Origin of the sequence: Marinobacter shengliensis, assembly GCF_003007715.1 — a bacterium.
Classification (GTDB): domain Bacteria; phylum Pseudomonadota; class Gammaproteobacteria; order Pseudomonadales; family Oleiphilaceae; genus Marinobacter; species Marinobacter shengliensis.
Window position 1 is genome coordinate 207,362 of the sequence record NZ_PXNO01000027.1, and the last position, 22,748, is coordinate 230,109.

The 22,748-nt window shown below is 58.4% G+C and carries 24 protein-coding genes; 22 read left to right on the forward strand and 2 right to left on the reverse strand.

What is annotated here, in order from left to right; translation table 11 throughout:
• The first annotated feature begins 83 nt into the window (after positions 1-83).
• From C7H10_RS14110 to flhB, 22 genes are all read left to right on the forward strand, one after another.
• Entirely contained in the window at positions 84-413 is a 330-nt protein-coding gene (locus C7H10_RS14110) for a hypothetical protein (protein WP_061331918.1), read from the forward strand.
• A 70-nt stretch (positions 414-483) separates the two neighbouring features.
• Entirely contained in the window at positions 484-1,932 is a 1,449-nt protein-coding gene (locus C7H10_RS14115; protein ID WP_061331801.1) for a sigma-54 dependent transcriptional regulator, read from the forward strand.
• A gap of 202 nt (positions 1,933-2,134) precedes the next feature.
• Positions 2,135-3,373, forward strand: a complete 1,239-nt coding sequence (locus tag C7H10_RS14120) for a sensor histidine kinase (protein ID WP_106695389.1) — start codon at positions 2,135-2,137, stop codon at positions 3,371-3,373.
• Between the two features lie 25 nt (positions 3,374-3,398).
• Positions 3,399-4,856 (forward strand): sigma-54-dependent transcriptional regulator, encoded by a 1,458-nt coding sequence (locus C7H10_RS14125; RefSeq protein ID WP_106695390.1) that lies wholly within the window; start codon positions 3,399-3,401, stop codon positions 4,854-4,856.
• 251 nt (positions 4,857-5,107) lie between these two features.
• Positions 5,108-5,476, forward strand: a complete 369-nt coding sequence (gene fliE, locus C7H10_RS14130; RefSeq protein ID WP_072677674.1) for a flagellar hook-basal body complex protein FliE — start codon at positions 5,108-5,110, stop codon at positions 5,474-5,476.
• Between the two features lie 15 nt (positions 5,477-5,491).
• On the forward strand, positions 5,492-7,195 hold the full coding sequence (gene fliF, locus C7H10_RS14135; protein ID WP_106695391.1) for a flagellar basal-body MS-ring/collar protein FliF: 1,704 nt from the start codon (positions 5,492-5,494) through the stop codon (positions 7,193-7,195).
• Positions 7,188-8,234, forward strand: a complete 1,047-nt coding sequence (gene fliG / locus C7H10_RS14140) for a flagellar motor switch protein FliG (protein ID WP_106695392.1) — start codon at positions 7,188-7,190, stop codon at positions 8,232-8,234. The genes fliF and fliG overlap by 8 nt, the downstream gene beginning before the upstream one ends.
• Positions 8,234-9,124, forward strand: coding sequence for a flagellar assembly protein FliH (locus tag C7H10_RS14145; protein ID WP_106695393.1), 891 nt, complete (start codon positions 8,234-8,236; stop codon positions 9,122-9,124). Before fliG ends, C7H10_RS14145 begins: the two co-directional genes overlap by 1 nt.
• Positions 9,105-10,496 carry a flagellar protein export ATPase FliI gene (gene fliI, locus C7H10_RS14150; RefSeq protein WP_106695394.1) on the forward strand — a complete coding sequence of 464 codons (1,392 nt, stop codon included), beginning with the start codon at positions 9,105-9,107 and terminating at the stop codon, positions 10,494-10,496. Before C7H10_RS14145 ends, fliI begins: the two co-directional genes overlap by 20 nt.
• Positions 10,496-10,939, forward strand: a complete 444-nt coding sequence (fliJ, locus tag C7H10_RS14155; RefSeq protein WP_106695395.1) for a flagellar export protein FliJ — start codon at positions 10,496-10,498, stop codon at positions 10,937-10,939. Before fliI ends, fliJ begins: the two co-directional genes overlap by 1 nt.
• 133 nt (positions 10,940-11,072) lie before the next feature.
• Positions 11,073-11,378, forward strand: coding sequence for an STAS domain-containing protein (locus C7H10_RS14160; RefSeq protein WP_058090171.1), 306 nt, complete (start codon positions 11,073-11,075; stop codon positions 11,376-11,378).
• Positions 11,353-13,146, forward strand: a complete 1,794-nt coding sequence (locus C7H10_RS14165) for a SpoIIE family protein phosphatase (RefSeq protein ID WP_425269123.1) — start codon at positions 11,353-11,355, stop codon at positions 13,144-13,146. The genes C7H10_RS14160 and C7H10_RS14165 overlap by 26 nt, the downstream gene beginning before the upstream one ends.
• On the forward strand, positions 13,139-13,489 hold the full coding sequence (locus tag C7H10_RS14170) for an Hpt domain-containing protein (protein ID WP_106695397.1): 351 nt from the start codon (positions 13,139-13,141) through the stop codon (positions 13,487-13,489). Before C7H10_RS14165 ends, C7H10_RS14170 begins: the two co-directional genes overlap by 8 nt.
• Positions 13,490-13,574: 85 nt before the next feature.
• Positions 13,575-14,717: a flagellar hook-length control protein FliK gene (locus tag C7H10_RS14175; RefSeq protein ID WP_106695398.1), complete on the forward strand. Its 1,143-nt coding sequence runs from the start codon at positions 13,575-13,577 to the stop codon at positions 14,715-14,717.
• Between the two features lie 180 nt (positions 14,718-14,897).
• Complete coding sequence (locus C7H10_RS14180) at positions 14,898-15,398, forward strand: flagellar basal body-associated FliL family protein (protein WP_106695399.1); 501 nt, start codon at positions 14,898-14,900, stop codon at positions 15,396-15,398.
• Positions 15,399-15,438: 40 nt separating this feature from the next.
• Complete coding sequence (gene fliM, locus C7H10_RS14185; protein ID WP_106695400.1) at positions 15,439-16,437, forward strand: flagellar motor switch protein FliM; 999 nt, start codon at positions 15,439-15,441, stop codon at positions 16,435-16,437.
• The gene (fliN, locus tag C7H10_RS14190) at positions 16,430-16,933 is read left to right on the forward strand and encodes a flagellar motor switch protein FliN (RefSeq protein ID WP_106695401.1); all 504 of its coding nucleotides are present in this window, start codon (positions 16,430-16,432) and stop codon (positions 16,931-16,933) included. Before fliM ends, fliN begins: the two co-directional genes overlap by 8 nt.
• A gap of 1 nt (position 16,934) precedes the next feature.
• Positions 16,935-17,381: a flagellar biosynthetic protein FliO gene (gene fliO / locus C7H10_RS14195; protein ID WP_106695402.1), complete on the forward strand. Its 447-nt coding sequence runs from the start codon at positions 16,935-16,937 to the stop codon at positions 17,379-17,381.
• A gap of 4 nt (positions 17,382-17,385) precedes the next feature.
• Positions 17,386-18,147, forward strand: a complete 762-nt coding sequence (gene fliP / locus C7H10_RS14200; protein ID WP_106695403.1) for a flagellar type III secretion system pore protein FliP — start codon at positions 17,386-17,388, stop codon at positions 18,145-18,147.
• 10 nt (positions 18,148-18,157) lie between these two features.
• Positions 18,158-18,427 carry a flagellar biosynthesis protein FliQ gene (fliQ, locus tag C7H10_RS14205; RefSeq protein WP_106695404.1) on the forward strand — a complete coding sequence of 90 codons (270 nt, stop codon included), beginning with the start codon at positions 18,158-18,160 and terminating at the stop codon, positions 18,425-18,427.
• Between the two features lie 4 nt (positions 18,428-18,431).
• Positions 18,432-19,217 (forward strand): flagellar biosynthetic protein FliR, encoded by a 786-nt coding sequence (gene fliR, locus C7H10_RS14210; RefSeq protein ID WP_106695405.1) that lies wholly within the window; start codon positions 18,432-18,434, stop codon positions 19,215-19,217.
• Positions 19,218-19,219: 2 nt separating this feature from the next.
• Complete coding sequence (flhB, locus tag C7H10_RS14215; protein WP_106695406.1) at positions 19,220-20,356, forward strand: flagellar biosynthesis protein FlhB; 1,137 nt, start codon at positions 19,220-19,222, stop codon at positions 20,354-20,356.
• 280 nt (positions 20,357-20,636) lie between these two features.
• On the opposite strand, the gene C7H10_RS14225 is transcribed toward flhB, so the two are convergent.
• Both C7H10_RS14225 and upp read right to left on the reverse strand, forming a co-directional pair.
• Positions 20,637-21,890, reverse strand: a complete 1,254-nt coding sequence (locus C7H10_RS14225; protein WP_106695408.1) for a uracil-xanthine permease family protein — start codon at positions 21,888-21,890, stop codon at positions 20,637-20,639.
• A gap of 2 nt (positions 21,891-21,892) precedes the next feature.
• Positions 21,893-22,531 carry a uracil phosphoribosyltransferase gene (upp, locus tag C7H10_RS14230; protein WP_106695409.1) on the reverse strand — a complete coding sequence of 213 codons (639 nt, stop codon included), beginning with the start codon at positions 22,529-22,531 and terminating at the stop codon, positions 21,893-21,895.
• Between the last annotated feature and the right edge of the window lie 217 nt (positions 22,532-22,748).

The following is a 22,748-nucleotide window of genomic DNA, read 5'->3' on the forward strand; positions in this document are numbered from 1 at the left end:
CCGGGTGCTGCCTGCTTATGGGCAGCACCCGCCTCAACCGACTGCCAGGCTCCGACATCCTGTTGAAATGTGGAGTACATCCCATGGCAGACCCCCAGGCTCTTCTTGAAAGTCTTGATCAACTCCGGTCCGAGCTGGACCAGGCCCTCGCTGCCCAAGACTGGGAGCAACTTGCGGAACTGAATGCCCGCGTTAAACCCGCAATTGAACCGTTAATGGTGGAGCTGGAACAGGGGCGCATCGATCCGGCCCTGATCAGGGACCGCCTGGACGCTTTGAATCAGTTCGTGGAAGCGGCAAACCAGGCTGCGGTCAAGGCCCGGGATGAAGCCCGGGAATCGCTCAAGGGCGTCAATGAAAACCGTACGGCGGCCCGTGCTTATCAGAACGTTTCAACAAACCGCCAAAGATAGCGTCATAAAATTGACTCCTGAGCTTATACAGTCTTAAATACCGCACAAATTCCCAAAGAGATTCTCGTGAATGTCCAAAAATAACAAAGTGCTGGTGCTGAGTGAGGATGACTCCAGGCGCAGGGACCTGATCACCATTCTCGAATTTGTCGGCGAAGAGCAGGTGCTGGCCGGTGACGAAGCATTGGCGCTTTTGGAGAGTGACGACGAGCAGACCAAAGAAAGTATCGGCGTAGCCGTGATCAACGGAGAAGAAGCCGCCAGCACCGCGCATGTTCAGAGAGTGTGCAAACTGGCCCAGGGGCTACCGATTCTTCTGGTGGGTGACCCGGACCTCAAGGGCGTGTCAGAAGACGATGCGAACCGCATTATCGCCAGGATGGAATGGCCCCTGAACTACACCAAGTTTGTGGATTCACTCTACCGGGCCCAGATCTACCACGACCAGTTCAGTCGCAGCAAGGAGCGGGGGCAGCAGCGGGGTGTTCAGTTGTTCCGCAGTCTGGTGGGCACCAGTCGCAAGGTTCAGCAGGTGCGCCAGTTGATGGAACAGGTGGCTGATAAAGACGTCAGCGTTCTGATCACCGGTGAATCCGGCACTGGCAAGGAAGTGGTCGCCCGTAACCTGCATTATCATTCCTCCCGCCGGGATAAGCCTTTTGTGCCGGTCAACTGCGGCGCCATTCCCGCAGAGTTGCTGGAGAGCGAGCTGTTCGGGCATGAGAAAGGAGCCTTTACCGGCGCCATTACCGCCCGGGTAGGGCGTTTTGAGTTGGCCGAAGGAGGCACCCTGTTCCTGGACGAAATCGGGGATATGCCGCTGAACATGCAGGTTAAGATTCTGCGGGTGTTGCAGGAGCGTACCTTTGAGCGTGTGGGCAGTAACCGTACCCAGTCTGCTGATGTGCGGGTGATTGCCGCCACTCACAAGCATCTCGAAGACATGATTGAATCCGGCGATTTCCGGGAAGACCTCTATTACCGTCTCAATGTATTTCCCATTGAAATGCCGGCGCTGCGAGAGCGGGTTGAAGACATACCGTTGCTGATCAATGAGCTGATCTCCCGGATGGAGAAAGAGAAGCGCGGCTCACTGCGGATGAACTCCGCTGCCATCATGAGCTTGTGTCGCCATGACTGGCCGGGTAACGTGCGGGAGCTGGCGAACCTGGTGGAGCGTTTGGCGATCATGCATCCCTACGGCGTGATTGGTGTGCAGGAGCTGCCCAAGAAGTTCCGCTACGTGGACGACTATGACGAGAATCGTCCGGTAGAGGACACCGGCATGCCATCGGCCATTCCCGGTCTGGTAGGACTGGATGCGCCGGCCCTGTTGCCGGTGAACGGTATCGATCTCAAGGATTACCTCTCCAATCTGGAGAAGCAGCTCATTCAGCAGGCGCTTGATGAAGCTGCCGGCGTAGTGGCGCGGGCGGCCGAGAAACTCAGAATCCGCCGTACCACCCTGGTGGAAAAAGTCCGAAAATACGGCCTTCGGGAAGAGTCAGACGAAGGTTGATCGCTCCCCCTGAGCGGCGTCAAAGGTTTGTAACCTTCGGCGCCGTTCGCATTTCTGACCGACGGAAACTTGTCGGTCTCCAGTTTGTATTTTTCTTAACACTCTAAAAAATATAATAAAATTCAAGTTGGCACAGTGTTGGCTTTACCAAACCTGAACGAAAGATCCGTTGGCCCGGTCAGGGCTCGTCAGGGGGAAGGTTATGAGTCACGCACGCGTTGCCATGGAATCCGGTCACCAGAAGTCAGGTGCCAATGCCGCTGCTGATGTTAATGACAAGGTCACCGCTCTGTTTCCACAACAGGGTGATGAGGCCGTGGACTCTGCGCTTGAGTTGTTTAATCGCATGTCCCGGCAGATTACCGACTCCTACCGAACCCTGGAATCCCGCGTAAACCAGCTTTCCGGTGAACTCTCCCACGAGACGCTTCAGCGTCAACAGGAGTTGGAGGAAAAGGAACAGTTGGCAGACCGGTTGTCGACTCTGCTCAAGGCCCTGCCGGCTGGCGTGGTGGTGCTGGATCAGCAAGGCGTGGTCAGCCAGTGCAATCCGGCGGCCATTGCGCTGTTGGGGGAGCCCCTGGATGGCGAGCGTTGGGTGGATGTTATCCGGCGCTGCTTTTCTCCCCGCAGCGATGACGGTCACGAAGTGTCCCTCAAAGATGGCCGGCGCGTCAGCATTGAAATCCGGACCATGGAAAACCAGCCCGGCCAGTTGATTCTGTTAACCGACCTGACCGAGACCCGGCAGCTGCAGTCGCAATTGGCACATGCCCAGCGCCTGTCTGCCATGGGCCGGATGGTGGCGTCCCTGGCCCATCAGATCCGCACTCCGTTGTCTGCCGCCATTTTATACGGCGGTCACCTGAGCCAGCCGGATCTGGACGAAGAGCTGCGTCAGCGGTGCGCTTCACGACTGATGTCGAGGTTGACTCACCTGGAGCAGCAGGTGCGGGACATGCTGATTTTCGCCCGTGGCGAAACCCGCCTGGCGGAGGAGTTGTCGGCCGGCAAGCTGGTGGCCTCCCTGTCAGCGGCCGTCGAGGGCCTGAAACCCGCCAGTGGTATTGATGTGACACTGGACAGCCGGATAGATGACCAGTGCCGATTGATGTGCAACCGCGATGCCCTGGTCGGCGCCTGCATGAACCTGGTGAACAACAGCCTGGAAGCCGGTGCCACCGACGTGCAAGTTCAGCTGGCGTCCTCCGCTGAAGGTATGGAGATACGGGTGCTGGACAATGGCCCGGGCTTTTCGAAAGAGCAGTCTGGAAGGATCACCGAAGCATTTTACACCACCAAGTCTCACGGCACCGGTCTAGGCCTGGCCGTGGTGCAGGCGGTGGTCAAGGCCCATAACGGCCGGTTTTCTATTTTCTCGCCGGAGCAGGGCGGCGCAGTGGCGACACTGCAGCTGCCGACCCTGGCCGACAGAGCATAACGAATAGACGTTGGAGGCAGATACCATGGCGAAGGCCCAGATTCTGATTGTTGAGGATGACAGGGACCTGCGGGAGGCGCTGGTCACGACCCTGGAGCTGGCAAAGTTCCGGGTGCGGGAAGCTGCCAGCGGCCAGGAGGCGCTTGCCGCCCTGGCTCGCGACCCCGTCGATATGGTGGTCAGCGACGTCAACATGCCGGGAATGTCTGGTCACGAGCTGCTGGCGGAAGTACAGCGTCATTATCCCGGGCTGCCGATGATGCTGATCACTGCCTATGGCCAGATCAGCCACGCGGTGTCTGCCATGCAGTCCGGAGCCATTGATTATCTGGTCAAACCCTTCGAGCCTCAGGTTCTGGTGGAGGCGGTCACCAGGGTGGTTGGCGGAGCAAAACCCAAATCCGGTGACGAACCGGTGGCGGAAGATCCTATCAGCAAAAGAATGTTCCAGTTGGCGGCGAAAGTTGCCGGCAGTGATTCCACGGTCATGATCTCCGGTGAGAGTGGCACCGGTAAAGAAGTGCTGGCCCGCTATATTCACCAGCAGTCGCCCCGGGCAGATCAGCCCTTTGTGGCGATTAACTGTGCCGCCATTCCCGAGAACATGCTTGAGGCCATACTGTTTGGTCATGAAAAAGGGGCCTTCACCGGTGCGGTGGCGTCGTCCCCGGGCAAGTTTGAGCAGGCCAATGGCGGCACCATCCTGCTGGACGAAATTTCCGAAATGGAGCTTGGCTTGCAGTCTAAACTCCTACGGGTATTGCAGGAGCGTGAAGTGGAGAGGGTAGGCGGGCGAAAAACCATCCCGCTGGATGTTCGTGTCGTGGCAACCACCAACCGCGACCTGGCGGATTACGTCCGTGAGGGCAAGTTCCGTGAAGACCTGTATTACCGGCTAACGGTGTTCCCCATGCACTGGCAGCCTCTGAGGGAACGGCCGCTGGATATACTGCCGCTGGCCAAATTCCTGCTCAAGAAGCACTGCCGGAAAATGAAGCTTACCGGTATCGCCCTGGCGGAGGATGCCCGCAAGGCCCTGATCAGCCATGGCTGGCCTGGTAATGTTCGTGAACTTGATAATGCCATTCAGCGAGCGCTGGTGTTGCAGCAGGGCAATGTGATTCACGAGGGCGATTTGTGCCTGGAGCTGGGGATCACTGGCCGGGCCGATTTCAGTTCACCGGGTTTGCACAGTGTCGCACCACAGATTCATCACCAGCCGTCAGAGCCCGAACCCAGCCAGTCCGTTCCGATGGAGTCGGCACCGGAACCGCTCAGTGAAGAGCTTCACGAGGCCGGTTCACTGGGGGATGATCTGCGACAGCAGGAGTTCCGTATTATTATCCAGACGCTCAGGAAAGAACGGGGCCGTCGTAACCGGGCCGCAGAGCAACTGGGGATCAGTCCCAGAACGCTCCGCTACAAGCTGGCCCAGATGCGCGATGCCGGAATCGACCTTGAGTCCGAACTTGCGTTGGCCTAAAAGCCGTTTTTGTTTGTTGTCGAGACCTATACTCCTTCGGGCACCCTACGGGGTGCCGTTTTTTTATGCGCCTGTCCTTGCTACCTGTCTCCGTCAAATGTCCGTCACTGATTAACGCCCTCTGACATTAATGATCCTCAATCTATTGAATTAGAAAGGTAAAGTGTTCCTGGCCTGCCATTTGCTTAGTCCTCTCCATGTAACGAACAAGTGAAGCCCGAGGGCTTAGCCTGGTTAGTGTGGAGAGAAATATGGTTCAACGTGCCGACATCAACAGCGTTCTGTCAGATATCCGTTCCCTGCGTTCCCAGATGATGCAGAACCAGCGTATTGAGCAGGATCAATCGGTTCGTGGCCGTGTTGACGGCCCGCGCAACGTTCAGGAACCCCGGGAAATTCCCAGTTTCAGCGATATGCTGGGCAATGCGGTCAACAGTGTGAATGATGCCCAGAAGCAGGCTAACGACCTGCGCACGGCTTACGACATGGGAGACCCCAATGTCGATATTACCCGAGTGATGATTGCTGCCCAGAAATCCAGTGTGTCTTTCGAGGCCCTCACCCAGGTGCGTAACCGGGTGGTACGAGCGTACGAAGACATCATGAATATGCCGATCTGATAACGGAGCACCCGCATGGCAAGCGTACCAGCACAAACCACTGCCTCTGACGTGCCGGCAACCCAGGATGCGGATGCACCTGAAAGCCGCAGCAACCTTCTGCTGGGTTTCAACCGCCTGAACCTGTTGCGACAGGTTGGCCTGATGGTCGGCCTGGCGGCCAGTGTTGCGCTGGGGGTTGCCGTGGTGCTTTGGGCCCAGGAGCCCAACTACCAGCCGGTTGTGGGGGATCTCTCTGCCTACAACCCTCAGGATGTCACGACGATTCTGGACAGCAATGGCATCAAGTACCGTATGGACCCGCGCACCGGCGCGCTTCTGGTTCCCTCCAATGAAGTTCATAACGCCCGCCTGAAACTGGCCGCCGAAGGGGTGACCGATCGGCGCACCATCGGTTACGAGTTGCTGGATCAGGACCGGGGGCTGGGTACCTCCCAGTTCATGGAAACCATCAGTTATCGCCGTGGTCTCGAGGGTGAGCTGGCCCGCACCATCGCCACCATGCGTGGTGTGCGCAATGCCCGGGTACACCTGGCCATTCCCGAGCGTTCGGTGTTTATCCGCGATGCCCGGGAGCCGACGGCGTCGGTGTTCCTGGAAGTGTTTGCCGGTCGCCGGCCCGAACAGGAACAGATCCGTGCCATTGTTAACCTGGTCGCCGGCAGCGTGCCGATGATGAGCCGGGAACAGGTCACGGTGGTGGACCAGAACGGCAATCTGCTGACCGGGGACGAAACCCGGGCCAATGCCGACCAGATGAAAGACCAGTACGAGTATACGGCGCGGGTTGAAGACCGCCTGACGCGCCGGGTGGCGTCAATGATTGCGCCGATTGTCGGCAATGGCCGCTTCCGAACGGAAGTCACCGCAGATCTCGATTTCTCCGCCGTGGAACGGGCGGAAGAACTGTACAACCCGGAACAGCAGGCGGTGCGCAGCGAACGTGAGCTGAGCGAACAACGCGGTGCCGGCGCGAATGGCGGTATTCCCGGTGCGCTCAGCAACCAGCCCCCGGGCAATGCAACCGTGCCCGAACAGGTAGCGGGCCAGGAAGGCGATGGTGCTCCGGCGGCACCTCCGGTGAATGTGCGTCGTGAATCCACCCGAAACTACGAACTGGACCGCACCGTCAGCTATACCCGTCAGCAGTTGGGCGGTATCAAGCGGGTAACCGTTGCTCTGGCAGTGGATGACATGAAGGTGGTGAACCCGGAAACCGGGCAGGTTAGCTACGAGCCCTGGCCGGAATCCGAACTTCAGCGCCTGAGTATGCTGGTGCGGGATGCGGTCGGTTACTCGGCAGCCCGAGGCGACAGTGTGACGGTGATGAACACGGCGTTTTCACCGGAAGATGCGGTGGAGTTTGACACGCCGGGATTCTGGGAACAGCCCTGGTTCTGGGATCTTATGAAACAGATTCTGGCCGGTCTGGTGATTCTGATTCTGGTGTTGGGCTTGTTACGGCCCACGCTCAAGAGCCTTTCTGGCGCGGGAACCAGAGAACGCGGTGATGATTCCGATAGTGGCGGCTATGGTGGCCTTGACAGCATCGAGGGCGGCGACGCTCTCAGAGACGCCATGTCAGCCCAGGATGATCTGCTTTTGCCGGGTGCCACAGACAGTTATGATAGGCAATTGAATGCTCTCAAAGGCCTGATTGCGGAAGACCCGGCCAGGGTTGCTCAGGTCATGCGCCAGTGGGTGAATGTCGATGACTGAAGAGAATGCTCAGTTCCAGGGGGATAATGCCCCCAGAAAACAGCAGCGCAAGATTCCGCGTGTGGAGCAGGCGGCCATACTGTTAATGTCCCTGGGTGAAGCAGACGCCGCCGAGGTGCTCAAACACATGGGCCCGAAAGAAGTCCAGCGCGTGGGCGTTGCCATGGCCCAGATGAGGGACATCAGTAAAGACGACGTTACCTTTGTGTTGAACCAATTCGTCGAGGCCGTGGGCGGCCAGACCGGGCTCGGGGTTGGTAACGACGATTACATCCGGGCCATGCTGACCCAGGCCCTGGGCGATGACAAAGCCGCCAGCCTGATTGACCGGATCCTTGTGGGTGGCAATACCACGGGCCTGGATACCCTGAAATGGATGGAGCCACGGGCCGTTGGCGATATTATCCGTTACGAACACCCACAGATTCAGGCCATCGTCATTTCCTACCTTGATCCGGACCAGGCCGCCGAAATTCTGGCAACCCTGGATGAAAAAGTCCGGCTTGATGTCATGATGCGGGTAGCCTCTCTGGAAAGCATCCAGCCCCAGGCCCTGCAGGAACTCAACGACATCCTCGAAAAACAGTTCTCTGGCGGTTCCGCAGCCCAGACCAGCCGAATAGGCGGTGTCAAGCGGGCGGCGGATATCATGAACTTCATGGACCGTGGCATTGAAGGCAACCTGATGGACTCCATCAAGGACATGGACCCGGACCTTGCCTCCACCATTGAAGACCTGATGTTTGTCTTCGACAACCTCAAGGAAGTGGACGACCGCGGCATTCAGGCGCTGCTCCGGGAAGTATCTTCGGAAGTGCTGGTGGTTGCGCTCAAGGGCGCTGATGACGCAGTTCAGGATAAGATCTTCAAAAACATGTCCAAGCGCGCTGCTGAGCTTCTGCAGGACGATCTGGAAGCGAAAGGTCCGGTGAAAGTCAGCGAAGTGGAAGCTGCCCAGAAGGACATCATTACCGTGGCCCGCCGTATGGCAGAAGCCGGTGAGATATCCCTCGGCGGTGCCGGTGAAGAAATGATGTGATGAAAGATTCCGACCAGGACACCAAGCGTATTCCAAAAGAACAGCTGACCGCCTGGGAACGGTGGGAACTTCCCCTGCTTGATGAGCGGGGCAATCAGGTGGTTCAAGAGCAGGAAGTTAAACCGCTGACGGCGGGGGATCTTGAAGAGATTCGCCAGGCGGCCAGGGAAGACGGCTTTCAGGAAGGCCGGGAGGCGGGTTACCAGGACGGCTTCGAGAAAGGTCGAGCGGACGGTCATCAGCAGGGGCTTCAGGCCGGTGAAGCAGAAGGTCGGGAACAGGGCCAGCAGCAGGCCCAAGAAGCGACTCGAAAGGAAGTGGAATCCCGGGTTGATCGCCTGGAGCATTTGCTGGGTGAGCTATTGTTGCCGATCCAGCGTCATGAGGAAGAGTTGGAATCTGTCTTGGTCAACCTGACCACGGTGCTGGCCAGGGCGGTGGTTTACCGGGAGCTGAGCCTGGACTCTTCCCAGATTCGCCACGTGGTCCGTAAGGCCCTCGCGGCCTTGCCTTCCACCGCGGACAACCTTCGAATACATATTCACCCGGATGACCTTGAGCCGGTTCGCGAAGTGGCCGAACGGTTGGAGGTCAGCCCCTCGATCATTGAAGACGACACCCTGATGCCTGGCGGATGCAAAGTAGAGTCTCGCCACAGTCTGGTGGACTACACCGTTGAAAAACGCTTTCAGCGAGCGGTACAGGGCATGCTTGAGGAGCAGTTGAGTAATCACGCCGGCGCCGAAGATGAAGAGCTGGGTTCAATCATGGGGGACCGGAGCGATTTTCATCGGGACGTCCTGAGCGAATCCGACATGACCAGTCCCGAGACCGATTTGCAGAATGCCGCACCAGAGCAGGGCGAGGACGATGACCTACCGCCTGGCTGAACGCCTGCGCCAGCTTCAGGGCGCCATTGTTGCTGAACCCGAACCGGAATTGTCTGGTCGACTGACCCGCATGGTGGGCCTGACGCTCGAGTGTGTTGGCTGCCCGATGGTGGTGGGTGATCGTTGCATCATTCAGGGTGAAGGCAGCGGCAGTGTGGAAGCAGAAGTGGTTGGCTTCGAGGAAGACAAGGTTTACCTGATGCCGCTAACGGCCATCGAAGGCTTGAAGCCCGGCGCCAGGGTGATTCCGCTGTCGTCGGCCAGCCTGGTGCCGGTGGGCCCGCAAATGCTGGGGCGGGTAGTGAACGGTGCCGGCGATCCGTTGGATGGCAAAGGGCCTTTGCAGGCTGAAGCCAGGGTCCAGCTGACCGGAGACATCATCAACCCGCTGAACCGGGCTCCCGTGCGCCAGTCCATGGACGTGGGTATCCGGGCGATCAACGCCTTGCTGACCGTGGGCCAGGGCCAGCGGCTGGGGCTGTTCGCCGGCAGCGGTGTGGGTAAAAGTATGCTGCTTGGCATGATGACCCGGTTTACCGACGCCGATATCACCGTGGTTGGCTTGATTGGTGAGCGGGGCCGGGAGGTCAAGGAGTTCATTGAGGACATTCTGGGCGAGGAAGGTCTGGCCCGCTCGGTTGTGGTGGCTGCACCGGCGGATGATTCACCGCTGATGAGGCTGCGGGCCGCCATGCTGACCACCCGTATTGCCGAGTACTATCGTGATCAGGGTAAACGGGTGCTGCTGTTGATGGATTCTCTTACCCGTTATGCCCAGGCCCAGCGAGAAATCGCCTTGGCCGTGGGGGAACCGCCGGCTACCAAAGGCTATCCGCCCTCGGTCTTCGCCAAATTGCCACAGTTGGTTGAACGCACCGGTAACGGACGGCCAGGTGGTGGCTCCATCACCGCTTTTTACACCGTTCTGACCGAAGGAGATGACCAGCAGGATCCGATTGCCGATGCTGCCCGGGCGATTCTGGATGGCCATATTGTGTTGTCCCGCCGGTTGGCCGAAGAGGGCCATTACCCGGCCATCGATGTGGAAGCGTCTATCAGTCGGGTAATGCCTCAGGTTACCGAGGCCGAACATTTCTCCCGCGCCCAGCGGTTCAAACAGGTGTATTCCCGTTACCAGCAGGCTCGGGACCTGATTAGCGTGGGTGCTTACGTCAAGGGCTCTGACCCTGAAACCGACTTTGCTATTCAGCACATCGGTAATATGCGGCAATTCCTGCAACAGGGGCTGAACGAGTCCGCCCCCTTGAGCGAGAGCATAGAGCAGTTGCTGGACGTGGTTCCGGAGCGCCGCTCGCCAGAACGGCGCAAGACCGCCGTCCATAACCCCGCCGCTGAGCGTGGTGAAGGTTGATGTTGCGCTCCAGGCGGCTGGAACCGGTACTCGCCCTGGAAGAACGAAAGGAGCAGGAAGCCCTGGAGCGCATGGGTGAGGCCCGCAAGCAGGCTGAAGCGCATCGGGAGCAGGTGGAGAACCTCGAACGCTATCAGCAGGAATACCGTGACCAGATCCGTGCCAACCAGCAGGGGATAGTGCCCGTGGCTCGCCTGCAGGCCTGGCAAGCCTTTATTGCCCAGCTCGATCAGGTGATTGCCCAACAGAACCGCCAGTTGCAGCAGGCCGAGCAGGTGTTCGAGGTTCGCCGCAAAGAGTGGCAGCAGGCCTGGGAGAGGCGTCGGGGTATGGAAAAGTACATTGAATCCTGCCGCCAACAGGAACAGCGGGACCAGGACATGAAGGATCAGAAGTTGGCGGATGAAGCCGCTGGCCGCGCCTTCACCCGCCGAAACCGATGACATGCCGGGTTGATCTCAATCAGTAATGTCAGATGCATTTTTCGCTAACTTGGCTATGCTTACCCAGATACGGTACAAGCTGAACGGGGAGAACTGCCATGATCGTTGAACACAGGGGCCGGGGGGTGACGGAATGCCAATAGAAACTCGCCGGAGTGACGACGGTCAGACTCTGACAATCCGGGTAGAGGGCCGTTTTGATTTCAGCACTCATCAGGCCTTCCGTGACGCTTATGAGCACAGTGATGCCAGCGTCAACCGTTATGTGATCGATCTCTCCGACACCACTTACCTCGACAGCTCCGCCCTGGGTATGTTGCTCCTGTTGCGGGACCATGCCGGTGGAGACAGTGCCAGTATCTCAATCGAGAACTGCAATAGCGATGTCCGGCGCATCCTCTCTATCTCCAATTTTGAGCAACTCTTCAGCATCGGCTGAGGCCGACGCCCTGAAGGTACTGATCGCTGAAGACAGCGACAGCGACCGGCTGATCCTCTCTGCCCTGGTTCGGCGACTTGGTCATCAGGTTGTTGAGGCCAGGGACGGCGTAGAGGCAGTTGCCCTGTTCTGTGATCAGCAGCCGGATATTGTCCTGCTGGATGCGCTGATGCCCAGAATGGATGGCATGGAGGCGGCCCGGCAGATCAAGGCCCTGGCCGGTGAACGTCTAGTCCCCCTGATCTTCCTGAGTTCTCTGTCCGATGCCAGTGAGTTGGCTCGTTGCCTGGAGGCTGGGGGTGACGATTTTCTGGTGAAACCCTATAACCGGGTGATCCTGGAAGCCAAGATCAATGCCTTCAATCGCATGCGCAAGATGCACCAGGTGTTATCGGACCAGCGGGACCAGATCCGCCGGCAGCACGAACAACTGGTAGAGGAACAGATGGTCGCTCGGCGGGTATTCGACAACGTTGCCCATACCGGATGCCTGAATGCCCCCCATATTCGCTATCACGCTTCCCCGCTGTCTGTCTTCAATGGTGACGTACTGTTTGCGGCGGAACGTCCCGGGGGCGGTACATTGATTTTTCTGGGGGATTTCACTGGCCATGGCTTGCCCGCGGCCATCGGCGCCATGCCCGTTGCCGAGATTTTCTACGGCATGGCAACCAAGGGGTTTGGCGCGGCGGACATTCTCTCTGAGATCAATCGAAAGCTGAAAAAGATCCTGCCGGTGGGGATGTTCTGTTGTGGGGCCATGCTGGATGCTGATTTCAAGCTGGGCCAGCTGCGCGCCTGGAATGGCGGATTGCCGGATGGCTGGTTGGTGCGTGCCAATGGCAAGCACCTGACCATCCCCTCCCGGCATTTGCCGTTGGGGGTTCAGGCCCCCGATCAGTTCCAGGCCTCCATGACGGTACTGCCTGTGCAACCTGGTGACCAGGTTGTCATCATGACTGATGGCTTCTCGGAGTCACGGAATGTCCGGGGTGAGCAATTCGGGGAAGCAGGCGTGCACCGGGTTCTGGCGGATCTTGAGCCACCAAAGGAGCCCTTTGATGCGTTGATGGAGCACATCCGGATGTTCACCGGAAAACCGGATGCCGCGGATGATCTGACGCTGTGTGCGCTGGAAATCATTCATCACGAACAGCTCCAGGCACGGAATGACCGGGCGCCGGAATCGGCGCTGTCCGGGCCGGTCGACTGGCACTGTGTCTATGAAGTGCGAGAGCGAACGCTAGCGGATTTCAATCCGCTACCCCTACTGCTCCACATTTGTATGGAAGTCCCTGGTCTTCGTCGCAAGAGCGGTGAGGTTTACACCCTGTTGTCCGAGCTCTACAACAACGCCCTGGAACACGGCGTGCTCGAACTGCCGTCGGATTGGAAAACATCCCCCGACGGATTTGGCCACTACTACAAAGAAAGAAGACGTCGACTGGCCCATACCAACGGCCACTATATCCGGTTTGCCCTGAGCCATCAGCCCACGGATACCGGCGGTCGGTTGCATGTGGTTTGTGAGGATAGCGGGCAGGGCTTTGATTTTGAGAGTTATTCTGAGAAGGTGTTGGATCAGAGGTTACCGCCCGGTACACGTTACGCGGGCCGCGGCCTTGAACTATTGCGCCGGATGACCCGGCAGTTGAGGGTGCATGGGCGCGGCAATCATGTAGAAATCGTTTATGATTGGGAGTCAACCGCACTCGCCGACAATGCGCCTTCCGGCCACAACGATACGCAGAGGATTGCAGATGACTGACAAACCACATCTTGACGAAGAGGCGTTGGCTGAATTGCAGGATGTCATGGAAGATGAGTTTGAAGTATTGATTCAGACCTATCTGGCAGACTCGCGAACGCGCCTGGACAGCCTCAGGCAGAACCTGGAAGCAGGCGACGCCGATGCCTTCGCCAAAACGGCCCACAGTTTCAAGGGCAGCTGTATCAATATCGGTGCTCCGTGTCTCGGGGCATTGTGTATGGAGGCGGAGCAGGCGGGTAAAGCTGGCAACCTGGATGAAGCAGAACCCATTGTAGAAGCCATAGAGGTGGAATTCTCAGAGGTAACCACACGGCTGAAATCCTTCGGTGAATCAACCTGAGGCTTGTTCTGGCATCTCTTTTGCAATCTTCCACTCAGAGCCCGATTGCGGGCAATACAGGTTGATAAAGCGGCAAGAGGTTGCCATGCAGCAGATGATTCTTCCCCAGGCGCCAGCTCCGGGGGCACAGAAGGACACAGCGACCAACAAACCGGCGGGCAATCGGGATTCCGGCTCTGAGTCGCGGTTTGACGAGGTATCCCGCGCGGAAAGAAAGCGTCTGGACCAGAAGCAGGCAGATCGACAGGATCAGAACCGCGCGGTTCAGGACAAGCGCGAAGCCCGGCGTGCCGACAAGAAAGACGCCAATGCGCCCAAAGAGTCCGCTGCTTCGGAAAGTGCCGACAAGCCGGGCTCCCCGGTTACAGAGGCTAAAGAGCCCGGTTCACAGCGCACTGCGGCCAAACAGGAAGAGCCTTCTCAGATCGACTCTGTGCCGATGACCTTCGCAAGCCTGCAGTCCTTGCTGGTGCCCGCAGGCAATCCCTTGCCGGCTACCGATGCCGATCCCCTGATGAATCCCGCCCTGATGCCGATGGCTGGCATGCAAGGCGCCATCAATGGCCAGAACGGACAACAAGGCCCGGCGACCACCGCCATGAATCTGAGTACGCAATTAACCGACCTGTTGTCTGCCGGCGTGGCCGGTGAGAGTGCAAGACCGGTTGATCCCGCCAACCTGTTGTCTGCCCCCAGATTCCAGGCAGCCCTGGAGGTTGCTTCACAACAGGCAGCGCAACCCGCACGGCTGGCGGCAGAGGCCGCTTTGCCCCTGAAGGGGTATGCCACATCGGTGGAAGTGCCCGTGGGACAGGCGGAATGGGGCGACAAGGTGATGGGCAAGCTCAGTTGGCTGACCGCCCGAAACATGTCCGTGGCAGAAATTCACCTGACGCCACCGGATATGGGACCGATGGAGGTAAAGGTTCGGGTACAGAATGACCAGGCCAACATCACCGTGCATGCCGCCAACCCGGTTGTACGGGAGCAGCTGGAACTCAACTCCCACAGGCTGCGGGATATGCTGGGGGAGCAGGGTTTGTCTCTGAGTCAGTTTGATGTTTCCGACCAGCCCGGCAGACAGGGTGGTGAGCAGGGAGATGGTTCCGGAGAGCATGCGTCGGCTGGTGAGAGTGGCGGGCCGTTGGCCGGAGATACTGATGAGTCCCTGCAAGAGATGGCTGGCCTCGACCTGGGCTGGAAGGGTGAGGTGGATGTGTTTGCCTGATTTTGTTCGTTTTCTGACCGCTTTCCGTTAACTCTCCAATCCTCTTTGCCCATCCCCTCCGGCAACGCTAAACTGCGGTTCTGAACCGGGGGGATGGGAGTTCTGGCCCGCCCCTTGCATTAATCATGGAAAGTCAGGTGCAGATTGCCTGACTGACAAAAAACTGACAAAGCGGACATTATGGCTGAGAACACTGCTGCACCGGCACCCGCCAAGAAAGGTAAACTGAAGCTCATCATCATGCTGGTGGTGATCATTGTTCTGGCGGTTGCGCTTTCGGTCGTTGGAACGCTCTGGTTCCTCGGGGGTGGCCTTCCGGGTGGCGGTGAAGGCGAGCGGGCATCAACGTCAGAGCCGGCCTTTGTCGCCAGCAGCTATATTGACCTGGAGCGCCCTCTGGTGACGACAGTTCAGGCCCAGGGTCGCCAGCGCTACGCCCAGGTTCACCTGTCACTTGAAGCGTCGGACCCAGCCGCCCTGGCCGCGGCGGAAACGCACATGCCGTTGATTCGCAGCCAGCTGGTGATGGTTTTGGGGAACAGTGAATTCAGTGAGCTGCAAACGCCGGAAGGGCGGTCAGCTCTCGCAGAGCAGCTGCTGGCGACCGTCAATCAGGTGCTTGAGGAAGAAGGTGAGCCGTCGATCAAGCGTGTGCTATTCAGAAACTTTGTAGTGCAATAGGTACCCGATCGGGTAAACGAATCTCAGGGCAGGGTCAGGTATGCAGGATTTATTGTCACAGGACGAAATTGATGCGCTTCTCCACGGTGTGGATGACGGCGACATTGATACCTATGAAGAGACTGATGAAACCGGCGTAAAGAACTACGACCTGGCCAGTCAGGACCGTATCGTCCGTGGCCGTATGCCCACCCTTGAAATGATCAACGAGCGCTTTGCCCGCTACACCCGCATCAGCCTGTTCAACCTTTTACGCCGGAATGCTGACGTCTCCACCGGTGGCGTGCAGATCATGAAGTTCGGTGAATATATTCACACCCTGTATGTGCCCACCAGTCTCAACCTGTGCAAGGTGCGCCCGCTGCGTGGCACCTCTCTGTTCGTTCTGGACGCCAAGCTGGTGTTCAAGCTGGTGGATAACTTCTTTGGCGGGGAGGGCAGGCACGCCAAGATCGAGGGCCGTGAATTCACGCCCACTGAAACCCGCATTGTCCAGATGGTGCTGAACCAGGTTTTCCACGACATGAAGGAAGCCTGGCATGCCGTCCTGCAGGTGGAGTTCGAGTACCTGAGTTCGGAAGTGAATCCGGCGATGGCCAATATTGTCAGCCCGAGTGAAGTGGTGGTGGTCAGTACCTTCCATATCGAACTGGATGGCGGTGGTGGCGAGCTGCACTTTGCTTTGCCCTATTCCATGATCGAGCCCATTCGGGATGTTCTGGATGCCGGGGTGCAGAGCGATATCGACGATGTTGATGAACGTTGGGTCAACGCCCTGCAGGAAGATATCAAGGAAGTGAACGTTCCGATCAATACAACGGTTTGCCGGCGAAGGATCTCCCTCAGGGATATTGCCAAGATGAAGGCCGGGGATGTGATTCCTGTGGAGGTACCCGAGCATTTGACGGTCACCGCTAACGGAATTCCGATCTACAAGGCCACACTGGGAACCCGTGACGGAAAGCTGGCGCTGAGAATTCATGAGCGGGCGACATTGCCCAAGGTTAAGAAACAACTGAAGGTGGGACGCAATGGCTGAGGACGACAAGAAAGACGACAAGGAGCTCAGCGAAGACGAAAAGCTGGCTGCTGAATGGGAAGCTGCCATGGAGGAAACCGGCGGTTCTGAAGAAAGCGATACCGATGGCCGCGAGGATGAATGGGCGGCCGCCATGGCCGAAGCTGAGGAGACTGAAGAGCCAGGGCAGAGTGTACGTACCGCCCCGATGGAAGAGTTCCCTGATGACGCAGGTATGGGTGGCAGTGGGGATGCCCCGGATATCGACGTAATCCTTGATATTCCGGTGACCATTTCCATGGAAGTGGGCAACACCCAGATTCCAATCCGCAACCTGCTGCAGCTTAACCAGGGCTCCGTGATCGAGCTGGACAGACTGGCGGGTGAGCCGCTGGATGTGCTGGTGAACGGCACCTTGATTGCCCACGGCGAGGTTGTGATGGTGAACGAAAAGTTCGGTATCCGCCTGACCGATGTGATCAGCCCGGGTGAGCGCATCAAACGGTTGCAAAAGTAACATGGTGCGGCTTCTGAACGGCCTGTTGCCTCTTGTTTTTTCTGTTCCAGCATTCGCCGAGGAGGCCAGTGCGCCGGCGCGGGGCGCTGGCCGAAACGCGCCGGATACCCTGGGGACCATTGTCAGCCTGGGCCTCGGGTTGCTGGCGGTTGTCGCGGTGATCTACGGCTGTGCCTGGCTGATCCGGCGTATGAACGGCATGACCGGCATGAATAACAACGCGATCAAGGTGGTCTCTGTGCTGGCCATCGGGGCCCGGGAGCGGATTGCCCTGGTAGAGGTGGGTGGCCAACAGATATTGCTGGGTATTACCCCTTCCACCATTCGAACTCTGCAGGTATTCGACCACCCGGTTGTGGATTCCGCCAACCCTCCCACTGGTGAGTTTGCCCGCCGGTTACAGGGCATGATCGGCAAGTCCTGGTCGGCACCGGAAAGGAAAGACTGACGCTATGACCGTGGCTCTGCTCAAACGCTGTCTGCCATTGCTTGTGCTGTTCCCCGGGTTGTTGTTGGCGCCCGCGGCTTTTGCCGACCTGCCAGGCATTCCGGCCTTTACGGTGCAGCCTGGAGAAAACGGAACCGAGGAATACTCGGTAACCCTGCAAATCCTGGCGCTGATGACAGCGCTGACCTTCCTGCCCGCCATGTTGATGATGATGACATCGTTCACCCGTATCATCGTGGTCTTCGCCATTCTTCGGCAGGCCCTGGGTTTGCAGGCAACGCCATCCAACCAGATTCTGCTGGGTTTGGCACTGTTCCTGAGTATTTTTATCATGAAGCCGGTGCTGGAAGAGGCCAACCGGGTGGGGTTGCAGCCCTACATGCAGGAGGAGGTCACCTCCCTGGAAGCCGTGGAGCTGGCCAGCCAGCCGTTCCGCCGGTTCATGCTGGAGCAGACGCGGGAGTCGGATCTTGCGTTGTTTATGCGCATCGCCGATGTGCAGTATGAAACCCCCGAAGACGTTTCCTTCTGGGTGCTGATGCCGGCATTTGTGACCAGTGAACTCAAGACGGCGTTTCAGATCGGGTTTATTCTGTTCATACCCTTTCTTATCATCGATATGGTGGTGGCGAGTGTTCTGATGGCCATGGGTATGATGATGCTGTCGCCCATCATCATCTCCTTGCCTTTTAAAATAATGCTCTTTGTTCTGGTGGATGGCTGGGCCCTGATTATGGGCACCCTTGCCGCCAGTTACGGGATATAGGAGGCCAACCATGACCCCTGAGACCGTGATCGATATTCTGCGCGAAGCGCTCTGGATGATCGTGTTGCTTGCCGCTGTCATTATCGGGCCGGGTCTGGTGATCGGTCTGGTGGTGAGTACCTTCCAGGCAGCTACCCAGATCAACGAGCAGACCCTGAGCTTTCTACCTCGCCTGTTGGTCACACTGATAGTGATCATTGCGCTCGGCCCGTGGATGCTGACCCTGCTGCTCGATCATGCCAATCGCCTGATATCCAGCATCCCTTTCCTGATCGGCTGACGGGATGGTACCGGCGGAGTTCAGTGCAGACCTGATCGGCCAATGGGTGGGCCAGCACCTGTGGCCGCTGTTCCGGCTGGCCAGTTTCCTGATGGTTATCCCTGTTTTTGGCACCCAGCTGGTGCCCGCACGGGTGCGTCTGGGGCTGGCCCTGCTGATGACGGTCCTCATTGCCCCGTTGATTCCCGAAGTTCCCCAGGTTGAGGCGTTCAGTGCGGATGCCGTTGTGATCACCCTGCAGCAAATCCTGATCGGCGTTGGGCTTGGGTTTGCGCTGACCGCCCTGTGGCAGCTTTTCGTGATTGCCGGCCAGATGATCGCTATGCAGATGGGTCTTGGCTTTGCCTCTATGATGGACCCGGCCAATGGCGTCAACGTGCCAGTGCTGGCGCAAATCTACACCATCACCATCACTCTGTTGTTTCTCGCCATGAACGGCCACCTGGTGGCGTTCGAAGTGTTCATCGAGAGTTTCTACGTCATGCCCATTGGCATGGAGGGGCTTGGCCAGGCGGGTGTGTGGGACCTTGCCCACCGGATCAGCTGGATGTTTGTGTCGGCCATTCTGCTGGCGCTGCCGGCCGTCACTGCCGTGTTCATCGTCAACATCTCCTTTGGCGTGATGACCCGCGCCGCCCCGCAGATGAACATTTTTGCCCTGGGTTTCCCCATTGGCCTGATTTTTGGATTGTTTGCTATCTGGGTGCTGCATGCCAATTTTCTGCCGCACTTTGAGCAATACACCCGGGAAACCTTCGATTTCATGCGACAGCTGCAAGGGCAACCATAGCCATGGCTGAAGAGAACGATAACAGCCAGGAGAAAACCGAAGAGCCGACCCCCCGACGACTTGAGAAAGCCAAGGAGGACGGCCAGACTGCCCGTTCAAAAGAGCTGGCCACCATGTCGGTGTTACTGGCTGGTGCTGGCGGCCTTCTGATGTTTGGAGGCAGTCTTGGGGCAACCCTTGAGAGCATCATGCGGGATGCCTTTGTGATTGAGCGCGCCGCGATCTACGACACCCGCCACATGAGTGTTCAACTCATACTTTCTGCCAAGGCAGCTGCATTTGCCTTGTCTCCCATTCTGATCATGCTCTTGGTGGCGGCCATCGCAGGCTCTATTGGCATTGGTGGTTTGTTGTTCAGCGCCAAGGCGATTGCCCCGAAAGGCAGCCGGATGAATCCCATCAAGGGTCTGGGGCGGATGTTCTCGATGCGCTCCCTCATTGAGCTGGTCAAGGCGATTGCCAAGGTGGGGTTGGTGCTTGCGGTGGCCATCCTGATTCTCAATCTGCGCACTGAGGACCTGCTTGCGATCGCTGAGGAGCCCGTTGTCCCGGCCATGGCCCATGTGGTCTGGACTTTGGGCTGGAGCTTCTTTTTTCTGTCCTGTGCCACCATCATCATTGCCATGATTGACGTGCCGTTTCAGATCTACGACCACCAGAAGAAACTGCGCATGACCAAGCAGGAGGTGAAGGACGAGTACAAGGACACCGAGGGTAAACCAGAGGTAAAGGGCAAGATTCGCCAGCTGCAGCGTGAGATGGCCCAGCGCCGGATGATGCAGGATGTGCCGACAGCGGATGTGGTGATTACCAACCCGACCCACTATGCGGTGGCGTTAAAGTACAACCAGGATTCGATGGGAGCGCCGGTGGTGGTGGCCAAGGGGGCGGATGAGATTGCCTTCAAGATTATGGAGATTGCCCGTGAGCACAAGGTGGAGATCCTGAGGACGCCGCCGCTGACCCGGGCGGTGTATCACAATACCGATGTGGGGCAGGAGATTCCCGATGGCTTGTATATGGCCATTGCTCAGGTGTTGGCTTATGTGTTCCAGCTTCGGCAGTTCCGCAAGGGGCGCGGGGCCAAACCGGGTATGCCTGATTTTCCGATACCGCCGGAGATGCGGCGCGATATCTGATATTGGAGTTTGGTTCTTATTGTAGCCTGATCGTTTGGCGCGGCGAGCCGTCGGCATGGCCTCCCAAAAAACGCTACGAGCTCGTCCCTGAGCGCTTCGCTCCGGCCATCCATGGCCTTCGAGATTTTTGGGAGGCCATGCCGACGGCTCGCGACAGAATTGGCCAGTATAGGAATCAGAGGGGTCGTGAATTGTATCGGACAAGGCCAGGATGGAAATCTGACAGCTATTGGTGGAGAGGTCAGGCCGAATTCAATGTCGACCTGACCACATTCATCTACTAAGCCTTGGGCTCCTGAATCCGCTTACCCCAGGCTTCTTTCTCGCCTGGCAGGATCAGGTTCAAGGCGATCGCGACAACCGCGCACAGAGCAATACCTTCCAGCGTTCCAATCACCATGTTGCCGATACCGAACACCAGGGTTACGCCAACGATCACCAGGTTACGGGACTGGGACAGGTCTACCTGGTGGCGGATCAGGGTGTTCAGGCCGACCACGGCGATGGAGCCGAACAGCAGGCACAGGATGCCGCCCATAACCGGAACCGGGATGGTCTGCAGGGCTGCGCCGAACTTGCCGACAAAGGCCAGGACGATGGCCGTACCGGCGGCCCACCACATCACTTTCGGGTTGAAGTTTCGGGTCAGCATCACGGCGCCGGTGACTTCTGAGTAAGTGGTGTTGGGCGGTCCACCGAGCATGGAGGCGGCGCTGGTGGCCAGGCCGTCGCCCAGCAGAGTGCGGTGCAAACCGGGTTTTTGCAGGTAGTTTTTGCGGGTGACGTTGCCGATGGCCAGTACGTCACCGATGTGTTCGATGGCCGGGGCAATGGCGACCGGGATCATGAACAGGATGGCGCCCCAGCTGAAGGCGGGGGCGACGAAGTTGGGGACGGCAAACCAGGGGGCTTCCTGGACCGGGGTAATGTCTACAATGCCGGCGAACCAGGACAGGGTGTAGCCAACGATAACGCCAAACATGATTGGGATCAGCCGGAAGATGCCCTTGGCCCAGACCGACATGACGATGGTGACGGCCAGGGAGATCATGGCGATGACGATGGCGGTGTTGTAGGGCACCAGTTCGGCGGCGCCGTCTCCGGTGCGGCCAGAGGCCATATGCACCGCCACAGATGCCAGTCCCAGGCCGATGGTCATAATCACCGGGGCGATGACCACGGGCGGCAGCAGGCGGGTGACAAAGCCCGTGCCCCGTGCCCGCACGGCGCCGGCCAGGATGATGTACAGGATGCCCGCCGCCATCAGGCCACCAAGAGTTTCCTCCAGCCCGAAGCGGCCCTTGGCGGCGATGATCGGCGCGATGAAGGCAAAGGATGAGGCCAGGAAAATGGGGATCTGGCCGCCGGTGACCACGTGGAAAATCAGGGTGCCGACGCCGGCGGTAAACAGCGCCACGTTGGGGTCCAGCCCGGTGATCAGGGGCATTAATACCAGGGCGCCGAAGGCGACCAGGAGCATCTGGGAGCCGGCTAGTGCCTGCTTCCATACGGGTTCATGGGTGTGTTCCTGCATGCTCAGACGTCCTTCTGCTTGGTGCCGAAGATTTTGTCACCGGCATCACCCAGGCCAGGCAGGATGTAGCCTTTCTCGTTCAGTCGCTCATCAACAGAAGCGGTGTAGATGGAAACGTCCGGGTGTTTTTCCAGCACTTTCTCGACGCCTTCCGGCGCGGCCACCAGCACCAGGGCCCGAATTTCGGTGCTGCCGGCTTTCTTGAGCAGGTCGATGGTTGAGATCATGGAGCCACCGGTGGCCAGCATCGGATCGATGATAAGGGCCATGCGCTGGTCCAGCTCGCCCACCAATTTTTCCAGGTAGGTTTCAGCTTCCAGGGTGTCTTCGTTGCGGATCTGGCCCACTACGCTCACTCGTGCCACCGGGATCAGGCTCAGCACGCCGTCGAGCATGCCCAGGCCAGCGCGCAGAATCGGCACGATGGTGACTTTCTTGCCGTGAATCTGTTCCACGGTCACCGGCCCGGCCCAGCCATCAATGGTTTTTTCCTGCAGGTTGAAGTCTTTGGTCGCCTCGTAGGTCAGAAGTGCGCCAACTTCCTGTGCCAGTTCACGAAAATTCTTGGTGCTGATGTCGGCGCGGCGCATCAGGCCGAGTTTATGGCGGATCAGGGGGTGCTTCACTTCGTGGATCGGCATTGGGGTCACCTGTGTGTTCGAATGTTCGGGCTTGATTTCGGATGCAATAAATGGCGCAAGGATACCGTATCTGGGCGCCCGCGTCAGGCGCTGGTCGTGCGGTAAATATCAAAAACTGTAAGGCCTGGTACGGTTCTTGCGATAACTCTCCCAGATTGGCGCGCCGCGTCAGATTTTCGACCCTGACAGTTCTGAAAAGCACGGCAGAGCGGAGAAG

What these genes read in the sequence shown, in the direction of transcription:
- C7H10_RS14110 (WP_061331918.1), top strand. Translation starts at nt 84, where the DNA reads ATGGCAGACCCCCAGGCTCTTCTTGAAAGTCTTGATCAACTCCGGTCC.
- C7H10_RS14115 (WP_061331801.1), top strand. Translation starts at nt 484, where the DNA reads ATGTCCAAAAATAACAAAGTGCTGGTGCTGAGTGAGGATGACTCCAGG.
- C7H10_RS14120 (WP_106695389.1), top strand. Translation starts at nt 2,135, where the DNA reads ATGAGTCACGCACGCGTTGCCATGGAATCCGGTCACCAGAAGTCAGGT.
- C7H10_RS14125 (WP_106695390.1), top strand. Translation starts at nt 3,399, where the DNA reads ATGGCGAAGGCCCAGATTCTGATTGTTGAGGATGACAGGGACCTGCGG.
- fliE (WP_072677674.1), top strand. Translation starts at nt 5,108, where the DNA reads ATGGTTCAACGTGCCGACATCAACAGCGTTCTGTCAGATATCCGTTCC.
- fliF (WP_106695391.1), top strand. Translation starts at nt 5,492, where the DNA reads ATGGCAAGCGTACCAGCACAAACCACTGCCTCTGACGTGCCGGCAACC.
- fliG (WP_106695392.1), top strand. Translation starts at nt 7,188, where the DNA reads ATGACTGAAGAGAATGCTCAGTTCCAGGGGGATAATGCCCCCAGAAAA.
- C7H10_RS14145 (WP_106695393.1), top strand. Translation starts at nt 8,234, where the DNA reads ATGAAAGATTCCGACCAGGACACCAAGCGTATTCCAAAAGAACAGCTG.
- fliI (WP_106695394.1), top strand. Translation starts at nt 9,105, where the DNA reads ATGACCTACCGCCTGGCTGAACGCCTGCGCCAGCTTCAGGGCGCCATT.
- fliJ (WP_106695395.1), top strand. Translation starts at nt 10,496, where the DNA reads ATGTTGCGCTCCAGGCGGCTGGAACCGGTACTCGCCCTGGAAGAACGA.
- C7H10_RS14160 (WP_058090171.1), top strand. Translation starts at nt 11,073, where the DNA reads ATGCCAATAGAAACTCGCCGGAGTGACGACGGTCAGACTCTGACAATC.
- C7H10_RS14170 (WP_106695397.1), top strand. Translation starts at nt 13,139, where the DNA reads ATGACTGACAAACCACATCTTGACGAAGAGGCGTTGGCTGAATTGCAG.
- C7H10_RS14175 (WP_106695398.1), top strand. Translation starts at nt 13,575, where the DNA reads ATGCAGCAGATGATTCTTCCCCAGGCGCCAGCTCCGGGGGCACAGAAG.
- C7H10_RS14180 (WP_106695399.1), top strand. Translation starts at nt 14,898, where the DNA reads ATGGCTGAGAACACTGCTGCACCGGCACCCGCCAAGAAAGGTAAACTG.
- fliM (WP_106695400.1), top strand. Translation starts at nt 15,439, where the DNA reads ATGCAGGATTTATTGTCACAGGACGAAATTGATGCGCTTCTCCACGGT.
- fliN (WP_106695401.1), top strand. Translation starts at nt 16,430, where the DNA reads ATGGCTGAGGACGACAAGAAAGACGACAAGGAGCTCAGCGAAGACGAA.
- fliO (WP_106695402.1), top strand. Translation starts at nt 16,935, where the DNA reads ATGGTGCGGCTTCTGAACGGCCTGTTGCCTCTTGTTTTTTCTGTTCCA.
- fliP (WP_106695403.1), top strand. Translation starts at nt 17,386, where the DNA reads ATGACCGTGGCTCTGCTCAAACGCTGTCTGCCATTGCTTGTGCTGTTC.
- fliQ (WP_106695404.1), top strand. Translation starts at nt 18,158, where the DNA reads ATGACCCCTGAGACCGTGATCGATATTCTGCGCGAAGCGCTCTGGATG.
- fliR (WP_106695405.1), top strand. Translation starts at nt 18,432, where the DNA reads ATGGTACCGGCGGAGTTCAGTGCAGACCTGATCGGCCAATGGGTGGGC.
- flhB (WP_106695406.1), top strand. Translation starts at nt 19,220, where the DNA reads ATGGCTGAAGAGAACGATAACAGCCAGGAGAAAACCGAAGAGCCGACC.
- C7H10_RS14225 (WP_106695408.1), bottom strand. Translation starts at nt 21,890, where the DNA reads ATGCAGGAACACACCCATGAACCCGTATGGAAGCAGGCACTAGCCGGC.
- upp (WP_106695409.1), bottom strand. Translation starts at nt 22,531, where the DNA reads ATGCCGATCCACGAAGTGAAGCACCCCCTGATCCGCCATAAACTCGGC.